Raw genomic sequence first — 26591 nt, 5'->3', positions numbered from 1 at the left:
TTTATTTAATCATGAGGTTGAGGATTAAAGTTAGTAAACGCTTCGTACACTTTAAAATCCGCTAATTGTAGGTTTTCATCTTTAATACCATTATCAGGACGATCAGAAGAACTTTTCATCTTTCTTCCTAAACTACGATATATGCCGAATTTATTACGAATATTGGTAGCCCCTTTTCTCCATAAATCAATATCGGAAAAAGATTGATTGACGAGTATTTTTCCATCACTAATACGAGTAAGCTTTATACGGAATACGCCATGATGGGTATAATGCATTTCTGTTTCTACCTGTATCCATTCTTCTTCAAAATCCGATAGTGGCAGGTTGTCTATAATAACCCCTTTACTACTTTTTTTATTATCTCCGGTATGAATGATTTGTACACGTTTATTGTTACCGTCTTTGTCACAGCGAGTACTTATGGTAATAAGTGGTGCACCATTATTTCCTTCTTGTGCTTTCAGTTGATGTAAATGACAAAAACTCGTAGAAGGACGAAAATCTTTTGATATACGGAATTTCCATTCTAACCGTTGCCATTCATTCCAATTTCCATTTAATTTATGCCAATTATAATTGGTTTGACTTTTCATTTCATTCCTTTGTCGATCACTTAATAATCTTCCACGGTCACTATCCAATACTTCGGTATTAGCATGATTAATAAAATTGAATACATACTGTTGCAAAGTTCTATCGAAAATGACTTCACAGTGTATCCCTTGATAATGATCATGTTTAGATATATTAGGATGTTCGGAATAATCCCAACCCAAAGAACGCATATATTCATGTATAGCATTGAAATCTCGATCCCTTAATGAAGCGTCAGCCTGCATTCCACCTTGGAAAATATAATCTGTCTCTTTTGGTATCGGATTTTGTTCGGACAGACCATATCCAATATTTTGTAGTGCGGTATTTCCTAGCCTTTCTTTTAACTGGGCCAAATAAAGGCTTTGTGGCGTAACAGAAATGTTATGCGAATCAAAAATTCCAACGGGGAGTGTTGGCCCAGACTGATTGAACGGACGACGTAATGGTGTACTTTCTCCCTTACTACCAATGACCCAATTATATGTACCCGGTGGAAGTTGATTAACATAACTTTTAGCTGTACAATTCCAAGCTACGGACCAGGCAGTTCCCCAGCCATGCCCTGAACCCATTGAACCTCGATTTTTAAAATCAATACCACCGTTAGGCAGGCTACAATTATCCAATAATATACCGGTACTCCAACGCTGGTGTCCTTCAATTCGCCCGTTACCTTTAAAGGTACAATTTAGAAATACGATAGGGCCTGTTTGTCCGGCTCCCAAGGCTGCAAACCATATGTTATCCCCTTCAACAGAGCAGCGATCTAATAGAATCTGGCCACCATTTGGAGCAAATTCTGCCGGTTTGGATGCCCCTTGATGCAATGCTTTTCTTATTACATTTACTTGTTGTAATGTAATTCGTCGCCCGCCTATACCAATACTTTCCATCGTTTCCATAGCATTAATATCTTTAGCCCAACAATCTTCACCATTTATTCTTAATGCATAATATAATGCTTTAGAATGATTGACCGCTTGGGCCGGTGATTCAATACGGATATTTTCTACTCCGCATTGTTTGAGGCGGCCAACATTATTTGCGACGACTATGGTTGTATTATCATCCGTGTAATTGGAATCATAGCAATCAATGAGTGGTACGGTTAGTGTAATAATATTACCGTCAATGGCTGCAATCGTTCGTTCAGCTATTAAAAACTTGCCAGCCTTAATCCAAGTCTGAGCTTTTCCATCGCGAACCAAATTATCCATTTTCATAAATTTAATCCATTTCTCAGTCACAGGCTTACGAATCTCTATATTGTCACCCACAGAAAGCCTTGAAACATTATCAACTGTGAGTTTGTATGCACCTGCAGGAATATATTTATCTATAACTTTGATGCAGGCTTCTCCGGAAGATATTTCCCCTATCCGATTCCCTACACGTTGGTGAAGTTTATTATTTAATATGATGGCTGTATGCTTACCGCCTGCCATTACAATCACACTCCCACTGGGATCACTTCCACTACCACGTAATACAACTCCATCAGCCTTGATTTGAAGAGAACCATTACAGACATAGCGCCCAGGAGCTAACAAAACAGCTCCTCTAAAACCATGTGCATTTTGAGGTAATTCAGAAACTATATCAATAGCTTTTTGAATATGATTTGTACAATCTTCATTGTCTCCTAATGGATGTACAGTCAATTTTGCCGGTATATACGGTAATGTAACTCCACCACCTTTATATCCCGCGAAAGAGAAATCTGCAATACGATCTCCTTTTTTCGTCTGTTTATATATTAGTTTGCCGGTATCATCCGTATAAACCCATTTACTTTTTATAATCTGTTGTTGTGCCATTGTGAATACGGAACATAACAAACACATAAGAAATCCCAATCTTCTCATATTATGTCACATTTTAGTTAAATTCGAGTTAATAAAAACATTGTGAATTATTTGATATATAGATATAATCTCAAAAACTTACAATACCATTAGATATTAAAAAGGAGAATATAGAATGAGCTTTTAAGTAAGATTTTTATATTATATAAATTATGTAATTTATTGAAAGGCTTTGAAATAATATATGCTTTCACAAAATATATGTGTATCAATAGCATATATAAATAAAATCACAGCAAGATTAATCTTGCTGTGATTATAGAAACTATTTCATATTAAGAAACAATACATAGTTCTTTGAAAATCAGAATTGAGAATTATAACAATGGATCAAAAGTACCATCATTCCAGCCCTTAGTTTGCTCTAATTTTGCATTCTGTTCAAGATGTTTTTTAGGTAAGGCAAAGAAATAATGATTGTCATCAACATCCCATTGGAATTTATTATCTATCTTGGTAACAATTGTTTTGAAATACTTGAAGTAGTCCACAGAGTTTAATTTGCTCTCACCTCCACCATTTGCAAAATCTTTTGCCAAATCATTTAGCGATAATTCTTTTTTAGCATCAGTGAGTTCTATTTCAATTCTTTCACGCGCGTATCCTTTGTACTCCGGATCACTAAACATCATTCGACGGCGCATATCCCAGAAACGTTTACCTTCATAGGCTAATTCAATACGACGTTCAAAAAGAACAGCATCAATCAGTTCTTGTTTAGTCATATTAGCTTTTAGACCATAGAGTTCATCAGCGTTAGCCGTGATACCAGCTCGTTTACGAATCTCTTTTAAAATAGTATAAACTTCAGGATCTTTATTCCCAACTTCAGCTGCACATTCTGCTAAATTTAATAAAACTTCTGCATAACGAATTTCTACTAAATCAAGATCATAGTTACGTACATCTACTTTCTTCACTGCTGGATTTATGAATTTGCAAGAGTAAAAACCGGTTTTTGTAGAGTTTGCAATTTCAATTTCTCCCCCCTTATAAGTGAATTGGCGTTGTTCGGGATATTGATTATCAGCTAACGGATATACCATGCCATTAGTTACAATTGTTTTATAAAAACGGGGATCACGTCCTACCCAAAACAAACCTCTTTCATCTGTCGCTGTAGGGTCAAAGGGCTCTTTTACTCCATCTCCGTCAATATCTACCCCGGGTACAGTACCATCAGCCATGGGATATGCCAAAACCAGATCAAGGGTAGGCTGGTTCCAGCCAGTAGCGCCTTGGGAGTAATCCAAAGGACGCACACCTGCATTTATATCTGACTTATTAGCAGGATAAGAATAGCGTTTAGAGAAAATGACTTCTTTAGATAATTCACTTGCATCGGAATTGTCTTTCCATGTACCATCATAAGTAGAATTTAATCCATATCCATCTTTTTCCAATTGTTCTTTCGCTGCTAAGTTAGCATCATAGGCTGCCTGCCAACGTGCCGCATCATTATTTCTGTTGAATTGCTTGCTGGCATAGAACAGTAAAACACGACCTTTCAATGCCAATGCAGCCCCTCTCGTAATACGTCCTGCATCAGATCCACTCCAAGATTTGGGAAGTACTGTTGCCGCAGTACTTAAATCATTTACAATCTGGCTAATACACACGGATGTTTTTTCACGTGGCACTTCTGATTCCTTTCTATCTTGTACAGACAGAATCAATGGTACGCCACCATATCTTTTCACTAATTCAAAATAACGATATGAACGTAGGAAAAGAGCTTGCGCCTCTATCTTTTTACGCACATCTTCAGATAATGTTCCTGTATTAATATTATCTAATAGTACATTTAGTTTATAAATTCCTTCATAAGGCCAATAATCTTTAGTTGGTCCTCCTCCGCCTTCAGATGTCAGTTGACCGGCATAGAAGAAATCTTCTCCACCTCGACCTTCATCGCTATATTGATTGATATCGGCTACATCAGCAGACCAGTCTGGCAAATTATCAGCATAGCATTTATCTAAAAATGCCGTTGCCAATGTTTCATCATTCCATGTATCCTCGGCAGTTACTGCGTTCAAGTTTTTTTTGTCAAGAACATCGTTACATCCTGCTACTCCTAATCCAACAAGAAGTATTGCAGTAAAAATATATTTTGACTTCATAGTGTCTTTCTTTTATTGAGATTATAATGTTACGTTAAGACCAAAAGAGAAATTTCTCATGATTGGGTACGAACTGATATGATCTTTATGTACCTCAGGATCTGCAATTTTTAATCCATCTTGTAATAAGAAAAGATTAGTTCCGTTAACAAAAACTTTAACCTTGTCCAATTTTAAGGCTTTGGTAATAGATTGTGGTATATCATATGAAAGAGAGATATTCTTACAACGTAAAAATGATGCGTTACGTACCCAGAATGTAGATTTCTCCCCATTTGTTTTAGTTAAAGTAAAAGGCATTGACGCATTGGGATTTTCTGCCGTCCAATGATCATTCCAATATGCAAATGTGCCTGTCCAATCTTTCACACCAGGTTTTCTATCATCAATAACGCGTTCGTGACCTGCTAGCCCTTGGAAGAATATATCCAATGTAAACCCTTTCCATTTACCACCTAATGTAAATCCATAAGTAATAGGAGCAGATTGTTTATCAACGATTACAACCATATCTTCTTCTGTAATTTGACCATCTGGTTCATCGCTATTTACTCCACGTACATCTCTGTAAAGTAACATACCGGGAACTAATTTAGTCCCTTTAATGAGTAATTCTTTCCCATATTTCTTTACATTTTCTTCATTAACTCGATCTACTTCTTCTTGTGAACGAAGAATTCCAAGACAATCATATCCCCAAACTCGATCTAATGATTGTCCTATTTCTGATTTGTAAGCAGCTAAATTGGAGGCTTCATCTTTTTCTACCCACCAACTTTTGGCATAGCCAAAGTTACCTTTCAACCAATATGTGAAATCTTTCACTTGGCCGTTATATCCTATTTCAAATTCAAAACCTCGTGCATCAATTTTTGCATAGTTTTCTTTAGGAAGTTTTGCTCCGAAGCTAGTGGGTACACTTGCGGTACGTTCGGCAAGAATATCATAAGTATGTCTATAAAACCATTCGAAACTAACATCAAAGTGATTGAATAAACGACCATCAAAACCTACATTATAAGAAATGGATTTTTCCCATGTCAAGTCAGGATTAGCCAACGTACCCGGCTCGATACCATAGCTCTGTGAACCGAATATAGCTCCTGTCGTTAAGTTATACTTGGGCATCCAATCCCATCCACCAATAGCATCATTACCTAAAGAAGCTATTGAACCACGCAATTTCAGATAGTCAATAAATTTTATATTATTAGCAAAAAACGGTTCATTGGATATACGCCATCCAGCAGAGATAGAAGGAAAAAATCCCCAACGTTTATTGGGTGCAAATTTGGTGGAACCATCCACACGGAAAGCTGCTTCTAGAAGATATTTATCATCATAAGCATAATTTAAGCGTCCGACATAAGAAAGGCGTCCGCTTTCACCAACAGAGCCATTACCTACTATAGATTGAGAAGCATCACTGCTCGCAGCATGAAATTCGGGCATTGTCCAAGTTAACAGACCGTTACGTTGTGCGTCAAAAGATTCATTCTCTCCTTCGGCCTGTTCGTAAACAAACAGTGCACCAATGTCATGTTTACCGAATGTCCGGTCATAAGTTACAAAGAAATTCATTTGATAATCAGAGTAAAGAGCTGATGTTTTTTTGATAAAGCGGTCTCCACCACGTACGTCGGTTCCTGTAACTTGTGGGTTTTTACTCGGATCAATGTAATGTCCATTGGTTCCACTTGTTTCAAAAGTGTAAAGAGTATATGGCATCGCTACCTCTTTATAGAGTCTATTATAAGTGTTTCTACTATACTGGAATTTAAATTTCAACCCTTTGAGGAATGGGGCATCATATTCCGCAAACATATTAACATTGGTATTCATCCATTTACGTGTATCTCTACCTGCCTGTTCACTGATTTGAGTCAAAGGATGTTGTTCCAAACCATTGGCTTTTACAGGAAGCCCATTGATATAAAAAGGGTTCATTTTCGAACGTTTCAAAATGCTGGAATATAAATTATCCAAGTTATCTCGTCCACCGTCAGATTTCCAATGAGGCTTGATGTCTTTCCTATTATCCGTACTAATATTTAAGCCTACTTTAAAATTATCCGTAATGTTAGCATCAATGCTAGCACGGAAATTTGCTTTATTATATTCCAAATTATCAAAAGCACCAGTTGCAAAATAATAAGCACCGCCAATAAAATAACGCACGCGTTCTGTACCACCTGTAATGTTTAAGGCATGACGCGTGGTGAGCGGGGTTCTCCACATCTCATCCAGCCAACTATAGTTTACTCCTTTCAGATACTCGAGTTCATCATCTGTATACCATGTTTTTTGATTTTCCGGACGATTTTTGGGATCAGAACCTTTATCAACCCAATCTTGGTACCTATTATGATTTAGAAAAATAGCTTGTTCATAAGCACTCATTGTTTCAGGATTTTTTGTTGGACTATCAAAACCAACGGTACCTGAATAATTTATAACTGGCTTACCCGTACTACCTTTTTTAGTTGTAACCAAAACCACACCGTTAGCTGCGCGGGCACCATACACTGCAGCAGAAGCCCCATCTTTCAATACTGATATATTTTCAACTTCACTGGCATCCAATGATTCGAATGCCTCTTGATTTCTGACAACCCCATCAATAACATATAATGGGCTTGAATCATTAGTAGTACCTTTAGCACGAATACTCAAACTGCTAGTTGCGCCAGGCTTACCTGTAGTAGAAGAAATCATTACTCCTGATAAACGTCCTGCTAAAGACGTTGCCAAATTGGCAGTTGGAATATCTGCAATGGTCTTTGCGTCAACACTTGTGATACTTCCTGTTACACTTCCTTTTTTCTGTGTACCATAACCCACTACCACAACTTCGTCCAATGCCTGTGAGTCTTCGGTCAATACAACTTTCAGATTCGTTCCGGTCGCAGTTTTAGTCACATCCTTATAACCAATATAACTAAACTTCAAAGTAGCTCCCTTGGCACATGTTATAGAGAAATTACCGTTAATATCGGTAATAGCGCCATTAGTTGTGTTATGCTCTGTGATTGTTACTCCAATCAGTGGCTCTCCATTGGGATCTACCACGTTTCCTTTTACTGTGATGCTTTGGGCTTGTGCCAGTGTGCTCAAAGAAATACTAAACAGTACCAACAAAATACGCCATGACAGCGATCTTGACTTGTGTTCTTTCTGTTTCATTAATAGATTAAATTAAAAATTAGACTTAAATTAACTAAGGATTGATTCATCCCAGACTGTTTTGAAAAGGCATGTCTCATTGTTTTTACATAATATCAATACGTCATTTTTAAAGTTAAACATCGTGTTATTTCATAATGCAAACAAAGTGGAATTTTCATAAACGGAATTTAAGAATTGTATCAAATGCTATCAAAAATATCTCAATATATTTATCAATAACAACAATCAAATACTTATATTAATAAAAAAACCACTTATTTCATTAATATAAGTAAATCCATATTTCTATGGCGTGCCATCAACTGTGCTATATATAATGAACGAGGAAAAACATTCAATTCATTCTGACCTTCCCATATCCCTTCCGGACGATTTGTAAAATGTCCAGGATATTTTTGCCCTTTCATACCTATATTGTAGTTATTACCAGATGTCCACGGATTCTGTACAGCAGCCCGTTTAGCCCGACAATTCCATAATACCTGTGTAACACCTGCCCAACCGTGGCCACTACCCATTTGTCCTCGATCTTGCACATTTATCTCTCCGTCTGTTATTATATTATCATATAAAGTTCCAACTGCCCAACGATGATGAGGACCTATATCTGCATAAGTTTGAAAAGCAGTACAATTATAAAAAACATTTGGTCCACATACACGAGCACCTGTCACATAATCATGACGTCCTTCCGTACTTTGACAATTCATAAAAAGATTCTGTTGTCCCCAATTATTAAAAGAATAACGCAAACCACCTGTTATTATTGATTTTGTTTCCAAACACCGGCAATTTGCCACGGTTACATTCTTTGCATAACGTTCGCAACTCACTGCGGCATACCCAAAATAACGACAAGTAAGATTACGAGCCCAACAATTTTCAACTTTATCGAATTGTACACCTATCCATGCATGATGATTATCTTCATAATGTTCGAATTCTGACTCCAAGCACATATTAGCTATTCCTACTTCACTAATTCGGCCAGCAAAGGTATACTTAAATATTTCACCACCTCCATATTTCTCATCCATTTGCATAACAATTGGATTATCTATATAAATACAATTACCTTCTATTTTAACAATTTCTCGCTCAAAAGAAAGATTATACTCTTGCGCTGTCCATTGGCGAGTTCCTTTTCTCTCGACTATCTGGTCCATCTTTATGTCATGTATCCAATTTTGTGTTCCTGGGCGATATACAATTATACGATCACCTACTTTATAGTTTGATGATGACGATACATGAAAAGAATGAGTACCAACAGGAACGAAAGTATCCGTTATTTTAGTACGGGTACCTGGTATTTCTTCTATTCTACCACTCCCATTTACTTGAATTAGAGTAAACCGTTCAGTACCTTTCGCCAATAGTCGGGTTTCATTTATATTCTCCCCCTCTCCCATTAAAATAATACCACTAACCGTTATACGAATACTTCCATAAATATGATAGACACCACGTTTTAACAAAATTGTTCCGCGATGTCCAGTCTTATCAGGCTCCATACGGGATATTTCATCAATTGCATTTTGAATATGCTGGCGATTATCCCCATTTTCAATTGGATATACAATTTTTGTTATCGGATAATGAGGTATTGAGATATCGCCATGATGATAACCTACTCTACTAAAATCAGGAATAGTATTTCCCTGCTTATCCGGATAATACACCAATTTACCATCTGAAGTTACTTTCACCAAGGTAGATTGCCATCCAGGTGGTAATTTTGTTTGTGCGACAACTCCCATACTAAAAACGGCAATTAAGATTCCGCTTATCAATTTACTCATATATTTCATCATGTCTTATTATTTAGTATATACTCTTATTTCTATTTTTTCTCCTATAATAGTTGGGAACTGTAACCACTTACCACATAATATTTCTGCAGACTTTCCATCTCTAACAATTTGAACAGACTGGTTTCTCCAAGGGTTTTCTATTTTACACAACCTCCCTCTTTCACTTATAATATCAACATTTTGTATAATCCCATTCTTAAGTGAAGAAGTTACCAAAAAAGCACCGTACGCTCTTAACCCCCTAAAAGAGGCATCTTTCTGATAATTCCAATTTGGAAAAAGCCGAATAACTCCCTCATAACTTTGAAGTAACATTTCATTGATAGTTAAAGGTACTGCAGCAAAGGTTTCAATACCACCGCCACCTTGTACAATCCAACTGTTAGGATATACAGCCATTTCTATTCTTTCTTTCATATGCATAAGAATCTCATCAGAAGGATAGCCTACACGTACAGCACCAGGATAACAAGTTTCAATTCCATTATTCAATGTATTTCCCCAATCGCCCTTTATACGCTGTTTGTGTGACCAGCGTTCCACGTCTCCCAATAAAATAGTATTAAAGACCGAATCGGTTATTGGTCCCATAACTCCACTAGGAAGAATTAACCCATGTATAGACACTCTATTTAATCCCGAGGCTATGACTTCCTTGTTTTGAGGTCCTCTTTCCATGTTTTTTAAACTCAAACGTCCATCTAATACACCTATAGGATAATTACTTAATTTCTTGAGAATATTGTTCCAATGAGTATGCCGTACCTCATCCACAGCCAAAAAAGTACTCACATCTAAAATACCCTTAAAAAGCATTCTTACAAGTCCTAGAGAAAGTGTAGAGTTAAAATCTCCAAGTTTATCACGCCAAATTCCACCGTTACGCTTATTTGGCATTACTTCATTAAAATGATCCATACGAATAACATAACGCCCATCTTCCAAAGTGAGATAATCTTCCCAGAAATCTGCACACGCCAGCAAATAAGGATATATTTTTTGTGCATAATTCTTGTCATAGGTACTATAATAACGCATTAGCATATTGCCCACACTAAAAACTGCATTTATTTTCTGACCTAAAAATTTATACCCGTTATCTATCGTATTTTCACGTGTTGCATATTTCTCCTGCATTTCTTCTGGGGTTAAAGGCCACATCGATGTACATAACCCTTTAGGGCCTATACCAACAGGATAATAAATACCGTCACAATCCAGCAATTTACGTGCAAACATCCGTCCCGCCTCCATATAATCCAATAAAGGTTGGTCGAAATTTTCGGTTAGGCAAATATGATTAGATGAATATGAAGCCCAATAAGGTGCCTGATAATTATAATTTAGATGATAATCACCACCCCACGCAGCTCCATCTTGTGTAATAAATGGTCCCCAAATACCCGGTGCGAACTTTCCTTTACGAGATGAACATGCAAAAAGATATTGCGACTGATAATAATATTTTTCAAAATATGTATCTCCAATATCAATATGTGACAATCTCCAGAAGTTTGTCCACCAGGTTTGATGCTCCCACCTCAGTTGTTTTATAAAAGTATCTGTTACTTGTATTGCCTCTGATATCGCTTTATTTTTCCAACTTTCAGTATCATGATTCGTATAAACAGTGATCACTAAACGTACAGTTTCACCCGGATTCAAAATCAATTCATCTTTCTCCGTATTCATAGCTAATGCTATATGAGTAGGCCAACTTAGTAACTTTGTTGTTTGGAATGAACGACTCACCCATGTAACCGGACTATTTCCATGCGCTGTTATAGCTCCATTCCCTTCTACTGTCCAAAGACGTACATGAGCAATTTGTTTTTTATCAGAGCGTAATTCAATTATAATCTTATTAGCAGTTGCCGCTACCCATGCAGATAAGTGTACCTGACAAGCTTTAGTGGAAAAAGTCGCTTTTATTTCTGCACTTCCTGGCAATTGTTCTGCATAATAAGAAGCATCTTTTAATTCTTTAAACAGAATATCCAAACCACCGGGAAGCGCGATACCACCAGGATAAACAGGATACGCTCTCCAAAAATCATTCTTGCCTATATAAAAACGTAAACTATCAGGCCCCCCTCCCATCGTTACACCAATATCACCATTACCGGCAATAGGAGCATCAGGAGTCTTACTAGTTGGTACATGTTGTGGCGGATTAGTAAATATAACTTTATACTGATCCATTGACTGTTGACTATAAATTTTAGTCATATTTAATGCAAATGCTAATACCAAAAGAAAAACCTTATAGATATCCATCGTCTTATAATTATTTAAAACAAAAATAAGAGGTTTCTATCTATAAGGCTTGCATTATTATTTCAAATGATTGCAATAATACCTCAACCACAAATAATATCTATATCTCAAAGATTTATATTTATTGTCTGTCCTTTTCTACCCGTTAAAGGAATCACAACTTCTTTACTGTTAAATTTTAAATTTATTATATCTCTATCTTGGGTCGGATCAGTACACCATATATTACAGTTCCCTCCTTCTTCACGGAGCATATATATCCCAGGGGTATAAATATCCAACGGACAGCCGGATGTGAGAATAAAAGATATCGGTTGATAAGCCGTTATACAATACATTTTTTCCTCTTTCAGGTAAACAACCTGAGCTCCCTCGTCATTATGAAGAACCCGAATGGAAGATAGATTAAAGTTTTTGACTGCTGTTTCGCTTACGGCAGGAAGTATAAGATACTGATATTTCTTATCCTTAGGAGAAACGCCATGTTCTAAATAAATAGAAACAACATCACCCGTTACCGACTGAGGGCGATACATTTGCATTACATCATGCCAACGTCCAGAACGTTGCGCTACTTCAGCAACACAAGAGGTACTATCTCCCCATGTTATATATCCTACATTATTATGAAAGAAACGTTGTTCACTGCTCACCACATGCCACTGATTAGAAATTTGATTCCAAATCCCATTTTGAAGCACCTTTAAATCTCCTTTCCTATGACATTGTTCAAGAGCCGTAGTAACTACCAAATTACTATCAGCTTGAATACCTGTACCCAAACAAAGAACATAATCATTCATAAATATCCAGGACTTACGTACCTTGATACCTGCACGATTAATCTCCATAGCTGATACACCTTGTACTCCATTGGAAATTCCACCAACAAAAGACACCGCATTACGAGGGTGATATTTTTGGATTACAGGCATAGGGCCATCAGATCGAAAGGTAGTTACTCCCGGTAGTTGCCGCCAATCCCAAAGAGGAAATATATCCAAATACTCATCCCCATTCTGATAAAGATAGGTAGCACCATCTGCCATATAAAAACCTTTCATATTATCTCCATTCATCATTTCAACTCCAACCACACGGTCGGAAGCCATTTTTACAGAAGTCATCCAATGAGGTCGGCGATGAATTGTATAATCCGATTGCCAAAAATGTTTGTGTCCGATTAAAGGATTTTGATCCATCGTCCCATAATTTTCCTGCAATAAATTGCGAGCTACTGAAGCACATGAGCTTGACTCTCCACCACCTAATTCTGATGCAGAGAAAGCAAGACTTAATGCTTTATGAACTTGAGCATGATGAAACAGCTGGCGGCCCAATGAACTCACATCCATTTTCCCTCTCCAAACAGTCCAACGATAGCCTTGATCAATTAAAGTGCTTATGATTCCTAACTGTCGTTCATCAAAGGCCAATGAAGTACCGGAAAAAATTCCCGAGAAGAAACTCATACCAGCTACAAAAGAAAGGCCATAATTACCAAATTGTTGTTGAGCACCATGTTGATGAAAAGACCAATCATCTTTAATACCCTCTACTTTGCCAGTCACAATCTCTGATACAATTGTATCTCGTGCCATTTTCACCAAACCAGCATCATTCTGAAGCAACGCACGCATCATTACATTACCTGCAAGCCATACCTTATTTTGACCAGTCATGCCAAACTTTGCATTTTCCATCACAGATATAGCAGCCTTTTTTTCTTTAGAGGTCAACTTTTGTTCAAATAAAACAAACGCAGTGCCCAATGTTTTTGGAATACCTATCTGATTGTACCACCAATTCAAACATATAGGCTTTGATGTGAACCAATAGTCTAATGCTTTATGGATAGCGGTTTCCACTTCCGCAGATTGATAATAAGATGTTTGTTTTGAATAATACAGTTTCACCAGCTCTAATATGCGTTCCGCATGTAATTTCGGCTCCCAGCCTGAACGCTTTTTATCTTCATAATTTATATCCGGCCATGTTCCCATGTCAGATAATGAAGAAATATAAAACGCCATTTTTTCTTCATTAAGAGGGTAGCGTTGATGCAATTCTACTACGACCTGATCAGAAACTTCCGTTTCTGGGACAATAGATGAAAGTATTGATTTTAAATGAAAAGGGTCTGTATCCGAAGGAACCAATATCACAGAAAAATTCTGCTTTATCCGTGATAACTCTTTATAAGATACCGCCTCTACTGTCCTAGGTAAAACTAACAGAAATATACAGATAATGATCTTACGAGCAAACATAACTAATTAGATTTCAATTGTTCAGTTTCCATAATCACAGCAGCCCATAATATACCAGCTACAGCTTCTTTTGCATTTAATATTTTAGGGACGGTTACATACTCTACAAAATTCTGTTTAATTGTTACCCCATCACAAGCTCCTATTACATCAAGTAATCCTTTACTGTTCACATGTACAAAAGAAAATAAACTTTGATAACCTTTTTGGGCCACAGAAGCATATTCTTTTATTTTCAACACCCCTAATTGTATCCCTCGCTGAATAGAATAGGTAAACATCGCAGTTCCAGATGGATCTATAAAATTCAACGGATTATTCCCCTTGTCTACTACCATATACCATCCACCTGTCCTTACATCTTGTGTATTTTTCAACCCCCGACACATTTTCAAATAGATATCCAATATCTGACTATAGTCAGGATGTGTCTTTGGTAACAAAGCGAGTAATTCAGGGACAACCAACGCATACCATCCCATACCCTCGCTCCAAACCTCTGGGGAAAGCCCTGTTTCCTTATTAGCCCATACGGCTTTCTCCGGCTCTGTTGTCCATGCATGAAGAACCAAGCCATCCGGACGTTGTAAATGACGGGCTGCCGCAATAATATTACGACATGCAATATTATAACAATAATCAGCCTCACCTACAAATTGAGCACAACGGATCAAAAACATTTGCATCATAAATACACCATCAATCCACATATTGGGATTACGGTTACCATGCCAAAATTGCCCGTCAGAACTAGGATATGTTCCCACAGCTTTCAATATTTGTAATGCAGCCTTTTTATATCTTTCCTCTCCAGTACGTCCATACAAGGTACAAAAAGCAGAGCCGGTCATAAAATTGTCCAGATTGGTTAATTGATCCCCTTGGTAATTACCGTCCTTATCTAGAAAATGATCTATATATTTTCTCATATAATCAATATACTTTGCATCACCCGTAACTTGCCCTAAACGGTCCATAGCTTCAAACATATACCCTTGTACATATGTATAATTTTTCCAATAAGCCATACGATAGTCAGGATAACGTGCCATCACTGTTTCCGATAAAGGAAGTGCCAATTGTTTCAATTGGATATCAGGCGAATAATCCAATTTGGCGTTTTCTACCCCTTGAGATGTAGTACGCCGATAACGTGTTGTTATATCTTGAACTACTTTCATTGTAACCTCTCCCTCAACAACAGTTCCTACGGAATGTTGAGTTACAACTCTATTTTGGGCATTTATAGAAAAAGTAATACACCATAAACAAATAACAGCCCCTATTTCCTTTATTAATTTCATAATATTTTGATTTTATATTGTACCATCAAATCCAAAGTAAAGGATTTCTCACAGGTAAATTACGAACTACTTCATCCGTGGTTGGAAAATGCTCCAAATTGCCCCAAGTAGTAATCCAATCTTTATTATTTGTTTGCAAAGCTCCAAAAATTAGAAAAGGATGTGCCACTGGCCACTCTTCCCAATACATAACATCGCGTGCAAAAGGCCAATTATCTTTATTTACAATATAAGGATAAATAAAATCTATTCCTTTATTTATATTCTTAACACCATCTATCGTATAACTCCAAAGATTATCTGCTTCACTAGAAAGTGTTTGGCAAATTGTTGCCATTGCATCCAGATTAAATAAAGAATATCCATATGGCTTCGTACGAGCAAGTTCACGTGGAAAGCTACCATTTTCACTCATCTGATTCGGTAAGAGAATGTTCTTAAAACGATTTCGACAAAAATTCATCATATCACCATCTCCAACATAACGTGCAAAAACAGCAGCTTGCATCACCCAACAGGTTCCATGATTATTGTCCGCATTCATTTCATCTTTCCCATACGGATGATTAGACATCCATTTCAAATAATCAGAAAACCACTTTTTAGTATCTTCAATATCTTTCTTAGAAAGTACCCCGGCTATTTCCAACCGATATAAAGATTGAGCAACCTCCATAAGATGTACTGTATCTATAATACCAATCCCTCGTCCAGTTGTGATACCTTTGATGGCTTGGGCATATTGTAACTTAGGCCTCATAAAAGTTTGTTCATTTACAAACCATGCACGAACATGTTCCATCACGTTTTCCACATACCTATTATCCTTAGTTAGCAAATAAGCAGAGGTAAGATTTCCGACAATAGAACTAAAACGTATCATAGCTTGGCGATGAGCCACAAAATTTTCAGGATTAGTCTGCCCATCGCGTCGCACATAGGGACCCTCAAGATCCAAAGGATTAGGCCACCAATAATCCCCTTCCGAATAAAAGTCGTGACAGTCCCCCACACTGCGTTCGGCAATAAAAGAAGTAATTGTAACAGGACTTTCCTGAAGATTCATGGCTGCTTGCTCCAAAATATCATCTTTTAATATCTCTTCTACATATTTCTTACTATCATAAGGCATACAAGATGATAAAAAAAATAGGATTACCGTAAATATTACTATAGTTATCTGTCTCATATCTATTTTACCGTAATAAAAGAAGTTTGAACATTATTTGCTTTTACAGCCACACACGAAGTTCCCTGATGCGTCTGTACTAAAATCTGAGCTCGACCATTTCTAGCTTGTATTTTACGAGAACCAGTAACCGTTCCCTGATTCTGAATCAATTTACCATCACCAGCAATATCAAAATAAATAAATTCTCTGGAGTCCAAGCATCTTATACCCTTATCATCCACTAATTGTGCCTCAACTTTTATAATACCGCTTTTCAACGGAGTAGCCTTAACTTGAAAAGCAGTAGCTTTTCCCCATTTCTCCGTTTGATATTCAAAAGTCAATTCATCCGTTAATGATTCTTTTGTATCAACTGTAACTGCACGAAGAGAGTTAAGTCCATTCTTTAACTTGACATTCCAGCGTAATCCTGCAGCAGGAAAATCTTGACTATCACGTTGGTGGATACCTTGGCTTTCCCCATTTACAAATAATTCGACTTTCGAACAATTTGAATATACCAATATTTCTTTTTCATCTCCATCATTTCCCCATCTGACAGGCCAACTATGTCCATAAATATGCAACATAGGCTTTTTTGTCCAATAAGACTGAAAAACATAATAACTTTCTTTAGGAGTAAAGTCACGTTCTATCACCCCTTTCTGGTTCACATAAGGAATAGGGTTAGCAGGACGTACCGGAGTAGAAAAATCTTTAAAAGGCCAGTAAGCAGTACCAGTAAGCCATGGCATATTTTCTTGTTCCTTCAAATGCCAATCAATCAATTTTACAATATAAGTTTCCGACCAATCACCTTTTTTCAGTACTAAAGCTGAGCCGTTCAAGGCCGCATCACCCTCCACTTCTCCTTCTTTACGTAAAGGAGCAACAGCTTCTGCATGTCGTCCAGCGTGACTGTCTCCTCCCCACTCCACATGTAGGAAATGCCTAACTTTTTCCATTTCCTCTTTAGACATTTTTTGATAGTCTGTATAGTTACCACGATACCATCCCGCCCATACTGAGGGAGAATATACATCAACAATATCACTACAGAAATCACAACGCCGAATAGCGGTCTTACGAGTCTTATCCAATTGATGTGCAATAGTATTCAACTCACTCATCAACTTACGAATTTCATTCTGTTTAAACACAGGAAAATCATTTGGCCAATCATTTTCATTACCCAATCCCCAAATAATAACAGAAGGATGATTATAATGTTGGATAATCATATTATTTAACATACGCTTAGTCTGCCTACGATATGTTTCATTACCAACTCCACCACGGCACCAAGGAATCTCTTCCCATACTAAAATCCCCAATTCATCACAAAGATTGAGAATTATTTCTGACTGTTGATAATGACCAAGCCGTATAAAATTAACTCCCATGTCTTTCATCATTTTCATTTCCTGTATCATCTGTTCCTCAGTCATTGCTGCGCCTACTCCAGCATGATCTTCATGTCGATGTGTCCCTCTTAATAAAAGACGTTTACCATTTAAAAAGAAAGGGCCTTTCTCTATGAACTCAAATGAACGAAAGCCAAACTTTTCCATGGCTGTCATTTTTTGTCCATTTGCAGTAACAACAACTTCACAAGTATATAACTGAGGAGATATTACATCCCAAAGATAAGGGTTATCTAAATTAATACCTTGTATGGAAAACTCACCCAACGGGGTAACATCACCAAGACTCTGAACATAAACAATTTTTCCTTGTGGATTTTTTACAAAAACCTCAACTGAAGCTTGGCGTATATCTGTCGGATTATAAAACAATCCAGATATATCCAAACTGGCTTTTTTCATTTTAGTATCTAATGTAGGTACTATTTTTAAAGAGGCAACTGACACCTCAGGCAAATACACTAAATTTAAATAACGATAGATTCCCCCATACAAATTAAAATCCGATAAATCAGAAGGAATCATTTCAGCATCCCGCGTATTATCACAACGAATACTTAAAGGTATTTTTCCACCAAATCGTTCTGCATCCTTGCTTAACAAAAATGTTTGAACAGCATCCGTTATATCTACATTCCAGCTATCATAGCCACCAACATGGCTACCAACTTTCGTCATATAAATATATACATCTGTTTTTTGCCCGGCACCTTCAAACTCCAATAGGAGACGCCCATTCTGATAAGGATTATTCAGTTTTAAACAAGTCCTATACCAACCAGGACCCTGGTAATAATTCACATTAGGATCAACAGCATCTTCCGCATTAAAACAATGCGGAAGAGTTACTTGAGTCCATATAGGTTGTTCTTCCGGTTGCCCTTTTTTCACCGGTCTCACCAGCTCCCATATATTACCTACATCTTGCCGAAGAAATTCCCAATTATCCTTCAAACGAATTTTATGGCATGTTGTAGGCACTTTAGCATATAAATCCCCTACAACAAAACCATATATCACTAACAATAATATAAAACGTTTCATACCCTATTGACTACTCTATTTATAGAATCGCAGTACCTTCCTTTTCCAGTTTTTCTTTTTTCAACAATGCTTCTAAAAAATAGTAATCTGCATATACCAAAGGAACATCACGTTCAAAATTATGTGCTCCCGTGCTATGAAGTAAGATAAATCCATAATTTCCGTTCAAAGGAGCTCTATAATTTTTACTTAAATTATTTATAATTGTATCTGCCCATTGTTTATATTGAGTAGCCTTTTCCACATTATACATAGATAACTCATACAGTGCACATGCCATTACAGCAGCAGCAGAAGCATCACGCGGTTCGTTTGGAATATTAGGAGCATTAAAATCCCAATAAGTCACCATATCGTCAGGTAGCGTTGGATTTGTAAAAATATAATCTGCTATATTCTCAGCCTGAGTTAAGAATTCCGGTAATTTCGTTTCACGATAACACATCGTATAACCATACAATCCCCAAGCCTGTCCTCTGCCCCAAGCAGATTCATGATTATATCCTTGATGTGTATGTTTATGAAGAACTTCACCATTAATTGTGTCATAATCAATCACATGATAGGAACTATAATCATCACGGAAATGATTTTTAATTGTTGTACGTGCATGGTTCGTAGCAATATCATAATAAACAGAGTCGCCGGTTTCTTTAAATGCCCAATATAATAATTCTAAATTCATCATATTATCAATAATAACAGGACATTGCCACTTATCACGACTGTGATCCCAGGAACGAATACAACCAATTGTCGGTTTATAACGAGTAATCAAAGTAGTCGCAGACTCTAATAATATATTTTTATAAGCAGTATTTTGCGTCAACCGATACCCATTTCCAAAACTGCAATACATTTTAAAGCCCATATCGTGTGTACCACCATTTGTCTTCTGATCCTCTATATTAGCAGTAAATTCTTGTGCTTTACTTTTCCAGTAGTCGTCTTTTGTATACTCATACATATACCATAATTCACCAGGAAAAAATCCGCTAGTCCAATCTTTAGAAGCTACCATTTTAAAGGAACCATCATCATCAATCGTACGGGGGGAAACTAATTTCTTTTTTGAACCCGCTTCTATCTGCTTTACTCTTACTGAGTCAATCGTTGTAAACGCAAACTTCAATTGTTGTCCTGCAAAATCAAAACTATCTTTCACAATATCTTCTTTCTGAGAAACCTGACTACAAGCTCCACAAAACACTAATAAGGATAATAATCCTGTCTTAAAATTCATCATACTTTATCTATATTATTTATATTAATGATATACTTTTTCGTTTTTCAAAGGTATAAATACTGACGATACAGACTCAATATCTGCACATGGTCCAAAGGTTTCTATTATATTTTTATTCCAATCAACCCAATATATATAGGGTACTTTCTCTTTTACATGACCAGTCCAATTTGTAAAAACAATCCCCATACCAGGAATATACTGCATTCCTGATAAAAATCTCAGAGGAGCTCCCTCTATATCTTTATTAGAAAATTCCCAAACAATATTTTTATCAGAATTAAATTCAACAATACGAGGGTTCTTATCCATATCTGTAACTGCGACTAAGGTATTACCATTGGGTAAACGAATTACAGAATGGGCGCCACCCGAAACAGGAACTTCCCAATAGATATTACCATTTTCATCATATTCAACAACCCGCTTACCACCATAGTGAGCTACCAGATAATGCCCATTTTCCAATTTACGGGCATTTCGCATAAAAGACTTCTTACCATTTGTCGTTCCTAAAGGAAGAATTGATAAGTCCTTTACTATCTTTCCATTAGAATCAACCTCCAACAAACGTCCTGATTCACATTCCCCTACAAAAGTGTTTCCATTAGTAAGTCTTTGACACGCAAATACATGACTTTGCGATGTATATTGAAAAATAGTATCGTTATTCCTTGTCACTTCCAAAACTCCATTGCCTTTAGTAAATAATAAATTTCCATTATCTAATACCCATATATCATTAGACAAAGGCGCATCGTGCTCCCACACTTTTTCTCCTTTCTCAAAAACAAACACCTTACCTTGAGAATAATCCGTACACACAAACGTCTCACAAGGCGAAGGCTTTACATAAGAGATTCTATCTTTTTTATTCTCTACAATAGTTGTCGCCCATAAAAAAGAAGATATAACCTCCTGCCCGTTCCGTTTTCTTGGACGTGTTACATAAGCATCATAATCTTTTTGAATTCCCAATCCATTATTTGCATCACATAAATCTATCAACCCATCATCTTTATTAATCCTAACCTTAGACAACAGACCTATATATCCCCTTTTTATACAATTAGCATACTCCTTTTCCTGAATTATGCCTAATTCTATAGCACGCTGCATAGAATAAATAAACATACCACTTCCAGAAGTCTCTTGCCAATTATCAAATCGATTGCCTTTATCAACTATTTGATACCACAATCCACTATTAACATCTTGATTATCTTTCAACCCTTGCATTAGATTACGGGTTATATCCACTATTTTTTGATATTGTGGATGTTTCTTAGGAAAAATCTCTAATGTTTCCACCAATATTAATGCATACCAGCCTAAACCTTCACTCCAAACTTCTGAGGACATACCCGTAGACAAGTTAGCCCAATGCGCATCTTTATCTTCATCCCAGCCATGATAAAGCAAACCTGAATTTTCTTTCATTAGGTGCTGATGCATACCAATCAATTGCCTGGCCGCTTCATCAAAACAGTATTTAGAATCGCCAATATAATATCCATATTTTGTCAAAAACATTTGTCCCATAAAGACACCATCAACCCATATTTGTCCGACAGTTCCTCTACCATGCCAAAATATTCCATCAGATGTACGTGGATAACTATCATAACTTTTCCTTATAAAGTCAGCTGCTTTTTTGAATTTTTCTTCACCAGTATATCTATATGCCCATACTATGACAGCTCCAGCCATCATATCATCCATACTACGACCACTAAAATACACTAAGCTTCCATCCGGACGTACCATTTCATTGGCCCAATTCAGTATATAGTTATAATATTTCGTATCACCAGTAACTTGCCATAGTTTATCCAACCCCATTAGGAAATATCCTTGCGGATAGCACCAAGGCTTAAAGGGTATTGTAACAGCAGAAGGATAACGTGTCATAACCGTCTGTGCAATACCTCTCGACCACAATTTCGGATTGTGTCCCGGTAATTGTGCCAAAAGCCACGATGGTAAAATTAAACAGATAATAAGTAAGACGTTTTTCATGTATGTTCCCTATAAAAAGTTTGCGCTAAGATAAGAGATTTATCCTAGCGCAACTTAAAATATTGTCTTATTCATTTAAGATTCTATTCCAAAGATGATTAAATCATACAATATTACCTACCCTCCTCCTTATCATTATGCCTCTGTACCCACTCAGAAGGGGAATAACCATAAAATGATTTAAAACAATTTGTAAAATAAGCATGACTATTAAACCCTGTATAAACCGCAACCTCTGATACAGTGTAGTTTGTCTCCAATAACAATTTGGCTGCAACCTCCAGACGTTTATTACGAATCAGCTCAGTTGGCGAGAGTTCTGTTACAGCCTTTAATTTCCGATAAAGATTAGCACGACTTAAGCCCAATTCCTGACTTAACAAATCAATACCTAAATCCGGATTAGAAATATTTTTCTCAATCAATTCAAAAAAACTCTGAGTAAAACGATCATCACCGGAAACAATTTCAATACCCATTGCTTCTGGCGAGAATTTTCTACCATATAATTTTTTGAGCTTTTCACGAGATTCTAAAATATTATTAATACGACAAATGAGTACGTCCATACTGAATGGCTTTACTATATAATCATCAGCTCCCACAGAAAAGCCCTCTTTAATATGTACCACCATTGATTTAGCTGTCATTAAGATTACCGGAATATGTCCTAACTGTAAATCCTGCTTTACACGAGAACATAACTCTAAACCATCCATTCCCGGCATCATAATATCACTAAGTATTAAATCCGGATATTTTTCAAGACTTAAATCCAATGCATCTTTTCCGTTACCTACATCCAATACATAAAAATAAGGTTCCAAACTTTCCTTGACATATTGTCTAACCTCCTCATTATCCTCTGCCAATAATACAGTCCATTTCTTTTGAATATCAAAATGAGCACTTTTATCTGCAGGAATAACATCTTCAACTATATCCTCTTTAACTAGTTCATTGGTATTATAAGCAAAGCTACTGATAGGAATATATACTTTGAAAACGGTTCCCGTAGGACGGTTATTCGAAACTGTAATAATTCCATGATGTAAATGTACAATGGACCGTGTTAAACTTAAACCAATACCTGTACCTACATTTTCTTTATTTTCATCTTCACCTTGATAGAAAGGGGCAAATATATTTTTCATATCTTCTTTCGAAATACCTTTTCCTGAATCAGCAACAGATAAACATACAAACTCTGTCTTTATAGGTAGTGCTAATTCTTTTTGAGACTCAACCGGTAAAGCTGACAAAATCGTTTTTGATAAAGAGAATACAATATTCCCACCACTTGGAGTGAATTTTATAGCATTAGATAATAAATTAAATACCACTTTTTCAATCAGCATTTTATCAAACCATGCCAATAAGTTTTCTTCTTTTTTTTCAAAAACAAAAGAGATGGATTTCTTTACAGCCAAATGATTAAATGCATAATAAATCTCCAACAAAAAGGGATACATATCCGTCTTTGTAATATGTAACTTAAGTTTTCCTTCTTGATTTTTACGCAAATCCATTAGCTGATTAACCAGCAACAATAAACGTTGAGCATTACTAAATATCAAACCAAGTTTGTTTTTTACTAGCGAAGAAAATTCAGGCATAGCTACTAATTCTTGTAAAGGAGCTATAATTAAAGTAAGTGGCGTACGAAGCTCGTGTGAAAAATTCGTAAACATACGAATCTTTGCTTGATGAAATTCTTCCAACTGTTGCTGTTCTTTCTGTTGAAACTGTAATTCACGTTCCAATTTTTGTTTTTTTGATATATAATACATTATTAATACCAACACAGAAATAAAAACTACTACGTAGAATAAATAAGCATACCATGTCTTCCAAAAAGGTGGATGAACTATGATACGAATCTTACGAGTTTCTTGACTCCACACTCCATCATTATTAGACGCTTTCACCTCAAATTCATAAGTGCCTGGACTCAAATTCGTATAATACGCCTCTCTACGATTACCAATATAATTCCACTCTTTATCATACCCTTCCAAAAAAATAGCATACTGGTTCTGTCTTGCGAAAACAAAATTTAAAGCACAATAACCTATAGATATATTATTCTGATCATAATTTAATTCGATTTCTACCACATCATCCAAAACAGAAGAAAGTATTCCTGTTTCATCTCCTACATTGATTATCTCATTATTTACTACCAAACGCGTAAAAACCAAAGGTGGAACATATGAATTCTGTTGCAATTCATGTGGATTAAAAGTTACAAAACCATTATTACCACTAAAACATACTTCTCCGTTAGCCAAAAGTGTACCACTATGCAAAGTAAACTCGTACACTCCTACACCATTCAAAGAATTATAATTCACGAACTTGTCATTATCAGGGTCATATTTAGAAATACCATTACTAGTACTTATCCATAATTTATGCTCCTTATCTTCCACTATAGCACAAACATCATTATCAATCAAGCCCTGTTCTTGAGTAATCGTTTTCAAAATTCCTTTTGTCTCATCGTACAACAATATACCACCGCCAAAAGTACCTACCCAAACACGTCCCAAAGTATCTCTGATAATACTAGTTACATAATTGCTCAAAAGTCCAAATGGTTTTGGGGAATCCGTATCATAGTAAGTAAATTCTTTGTTTACAACATCGTACTTCACCAAACCATCATTACGCGTGCCAACTAACAGTACTCCATCTCTAAGTTTCAATATACAACGCGAACTAGGGACATGGCACAATTCTCCCCCTTTGGAAGGAAAAGTGTCTTGCAACTCTTTTTGCGCAGATAGATGCATCAATCCAATTTTAGGATCTGAACCTACCAGCCACAATCCACCATCGCTAGCTGGGATCATGGCATAGATAGACATATCTTTAGGATATTGATAATATAACTGGTATTTTTTCGTCCGTGTATCAAACTTATAAATAGCTCCCTTGTTTGTTCCACACCACAAAGTCTCTCCATCCAATAACAACCCTTTGATTATATTTTGACTATACTGTAAGCGAGATGCATTGTCTATAGGGTAATAATAATATCTACCTGATTTCAAATTATAATCGAGTAAACCACGCCCCTCTGTAGCCATATACAAACACCCACCTTCCGTACAAACCATACTACCATATATACCAAATAAAGCATCAAACACACTGGTAGGATCATGAAAATCAAAACGATTATTAAATTTATTCGAATAACTTACACCACCAGCATAGGTACCGACCCATATAGTTTGACTGCTATCTACAAACAAAGAATAAATAGAAAAATGGCTCAAATTACCTTTTTCCAGAGAAGCATCTGTATGTTTCCAAAAAGAATCATCTGAAAGGTCTATCGTATAAAGCCCATCAAAAGTTCCTACCAATAATATACCATGAGCCTCTGCAATACAACGAACACTATTAGTAGTCAATACACTATTACCTTTATGATAATGTACAATTTCATCTTTATCAATATTCATTCGGAACAGTCCGCTAAGATTACTTCCTCCCCAAATATATCCTTTAGAATCTTCATATAAAGCAGATACATTATTATTGGGTAAACAGAGAAAAGAAGTTGTTGATGTATAGTTCTTCTGTACTTTCATATCCATATCACATACAAACAACCCTTTGGTAGAAGTTCCTATCAATATCTTGTGATTCTTAGTCTCATACATTACAGCAATAAACTCATTCTTTATCTTACCATTCAGATCAATACGTTGAAACACATCTATTTCAGGTATATAAAGGAATAAACCTATTGATGTACCCACCCATATACGATTACGGCTATCAACAAGCAAGCTACGAATCTCTGTTTTCGCCAATGCACCATACTTCTCATTCGTATACTGTTTTATACGATTGGTTTTCAAGTCTAATTTATTTAATCCGCGTGATGTACCTATCCACAAATTATGATTATGATCCTCTGCAAGCGATATGATATAATTATCACTTAAGCTCAATGAATCTCCTGGAACATGTCTGTATATAATAAATTCGCTACCATCATAACGATTGAGACCGTTACGGGTAGCGAACCACATAAATCCCTTTGAATCTTGCAATATCTTAAGAACAGAAATCTGAGACAAACCATCTTTCAAATTAAGATTTGAAAAATAGAATGTCCCATTATTCTGAGCATTTCCCCACAAGATTACCAATAATGAAAATAGCAATAGAATAAACCTCTTCATATTTTTAAATGTGTTTTCAATGTATTACTGTGACACAAAAATACGC

General features: G+C 36.3%; 12 protein-coding genes. All 12 read right to left on the bottom strand.

Annotated elements, in window-relative coordinates:
• Window positions 1-5 precede the first annotated feature (5 nt).
• The 12 genes from I2F54_RS13630 to I2F54_RS13575 all read right to left on the bottom strand — a co-directional run bounded on the left by I2F54_RS13630 (window position 6) and on the right by I2F54_RS13575 (window position 26545).
• Window positions 6-2417: a hypothetical protein gene (locus I2F54_RS13630; RefSeq protein WP_229097201.1), complete on the bottom strand. Its 2412-nt coding sequence runs from the start codon at window positions 2415-2417 to the stop codon at window positions 6-8.
• 365 nt (window positions 2418-2782) lie between these two features.
• Window positions 2783-4588, bottom strand: coding sequence for a RagB/SusD family nutrient uptake outer membrane protein (locus tag I2F54_RS13625; protein ID WP_195501473.1), 1806 nt, complete (start codon window positions 4586-4588; stop codon window positions 2783-2785).
• A gap of 21 nt (window positions 4589-4609) precedes the next feature.
• Window positions 4610-7771, bottom strand: coding sequence for a SusC/RagA family TonB-linked outer membrane protein (locus tag I2F54_RS13620; RefSeq protein WP_118469292.1), 3162 nt, complete (start codon window positions 7769-7771; stop codon window positions 4610-4612).
• Between the two features lie 257 nt (window positions 7772-8028).
• The gene (locus I2F54_RS13615) at window positions 8029-9585 is read right to left on the bottom strand and encodes a hypothetical protein (RefSeq protein ID WP_195501500.1); all 1557 of its coding nucleotides are present in this window, start codon (window positions 9583-9585) and stop codon (window positions 8029-8031) included.
• Window positions 9586-9594: 9 nt separating this feature from the next.
• Window positions 9595-11865 (bottom strand): glycosyl hydrolase family 95 catalytic domain-containing protein, encoded by a 2271-nt coding sequence (locus tag I2F54_RS13610; protein ID WP_195501472.1) that lies wholly within the window; start codon window positions 11863-11865, stop codon window positions 9595-9597.
• Between the two features lie 107 nt (window positions 11866-11972).
• A complete protein-coding gene (locus I2F54_RS13605) occupies window positions 11973-14135 on the bottom strand; it encodes a polysaccharide lyase 8 family protein (protein WP_195501471.1) in 2163 nt (720 codons plus the stop codon).
• A gap of 2 nt (window positions 14136-14137) precedes the next feature.
• Window positions 14138-15439: a glycoside hydrolase family 88/105 protein gene (locus I2F54_RS13600; RefSeq protein ID WP_087425213.1), complete on the bottom strand. Its 1302-nt coding sequence runs from the start codon at window positions 15437-15439 to the stop codon at window positions 14138-14140.
• 25 nt (window positions 15440-15464) lie between these two features.
• Window positions 15465-16571, bottom strand: coding sequence for an alginate lyase family protein (locus I2F54_RS13595; RefSeq protein WP_009120447.1), 1107 nt, complete (start codon window positions 16569-16571; stop codon window positions 15465-15467).
• Between the two features lie 59 nt (window positions 16572-16630).
• Entirely contained in the window at window positions 16631-19078 is a 2448-nt protein-coding gene (locus tag I2F54_RS13590; protein ID WP_195501470.1) for a glycoside hydrolase family 2 TIM barrel-domain containing protein, read from the bottom strand.
• A 19-nt stretch (window positions 19079-19097) separates the two neighbouring features.
• Complete coding sequence (locus I2F54_RS13585) at window positions 19098-20321, bottom strand: glycoside hydrolase family protein (protein WP_195501499.1); 1224 nt, start codon at window positions 20319-20321, stop codon at window positions 19098-19100.
• A 24-nt stretch (window positions 20322-20345) separates the two neighbouring features.
• Complete coding sequence (locus I2F54_RS13580) at window positions 20346-22343, bottom strand: glycoside hydrolase family 88 protein (RefSeq protein ID WP_039950163.1); 1998 nt, start codon at window positions 22341-22343, stop codon at window positions 20346-20348.
• Between the two features lie 113 nt (window positions 22344-22456).
• On the bottom strand, window positions 22457-26545 hold the full coding sequence (locus I2F54_RS13575; RefSeq protein ID WP_195501469.1) for a hybrid sensor histidine kinase/response regulator transcription factor: 4089 nt from the start codon (window positions 26543-26545) through the stop codon (window positions 22457-22459).
• Window positions 26546-26591 lie beyond the last annotated feature (46 nt).

The sequence above is a fragment of the Bacteroides clarus genome (assembly GCF_015555825.1).
Classification (GTDB): domain Bacteria; phylum Bacteroidota; class Bacteroidia; order Bacteroidales; family Bacteroidaceae; genus Bacteroides; species Bacteroides clarus.
The sequence above is the reverse complement of the archived record's forward strand: the minus strand, read 5'-3'. Positions and strand labels throughout refer to the sequence as shown.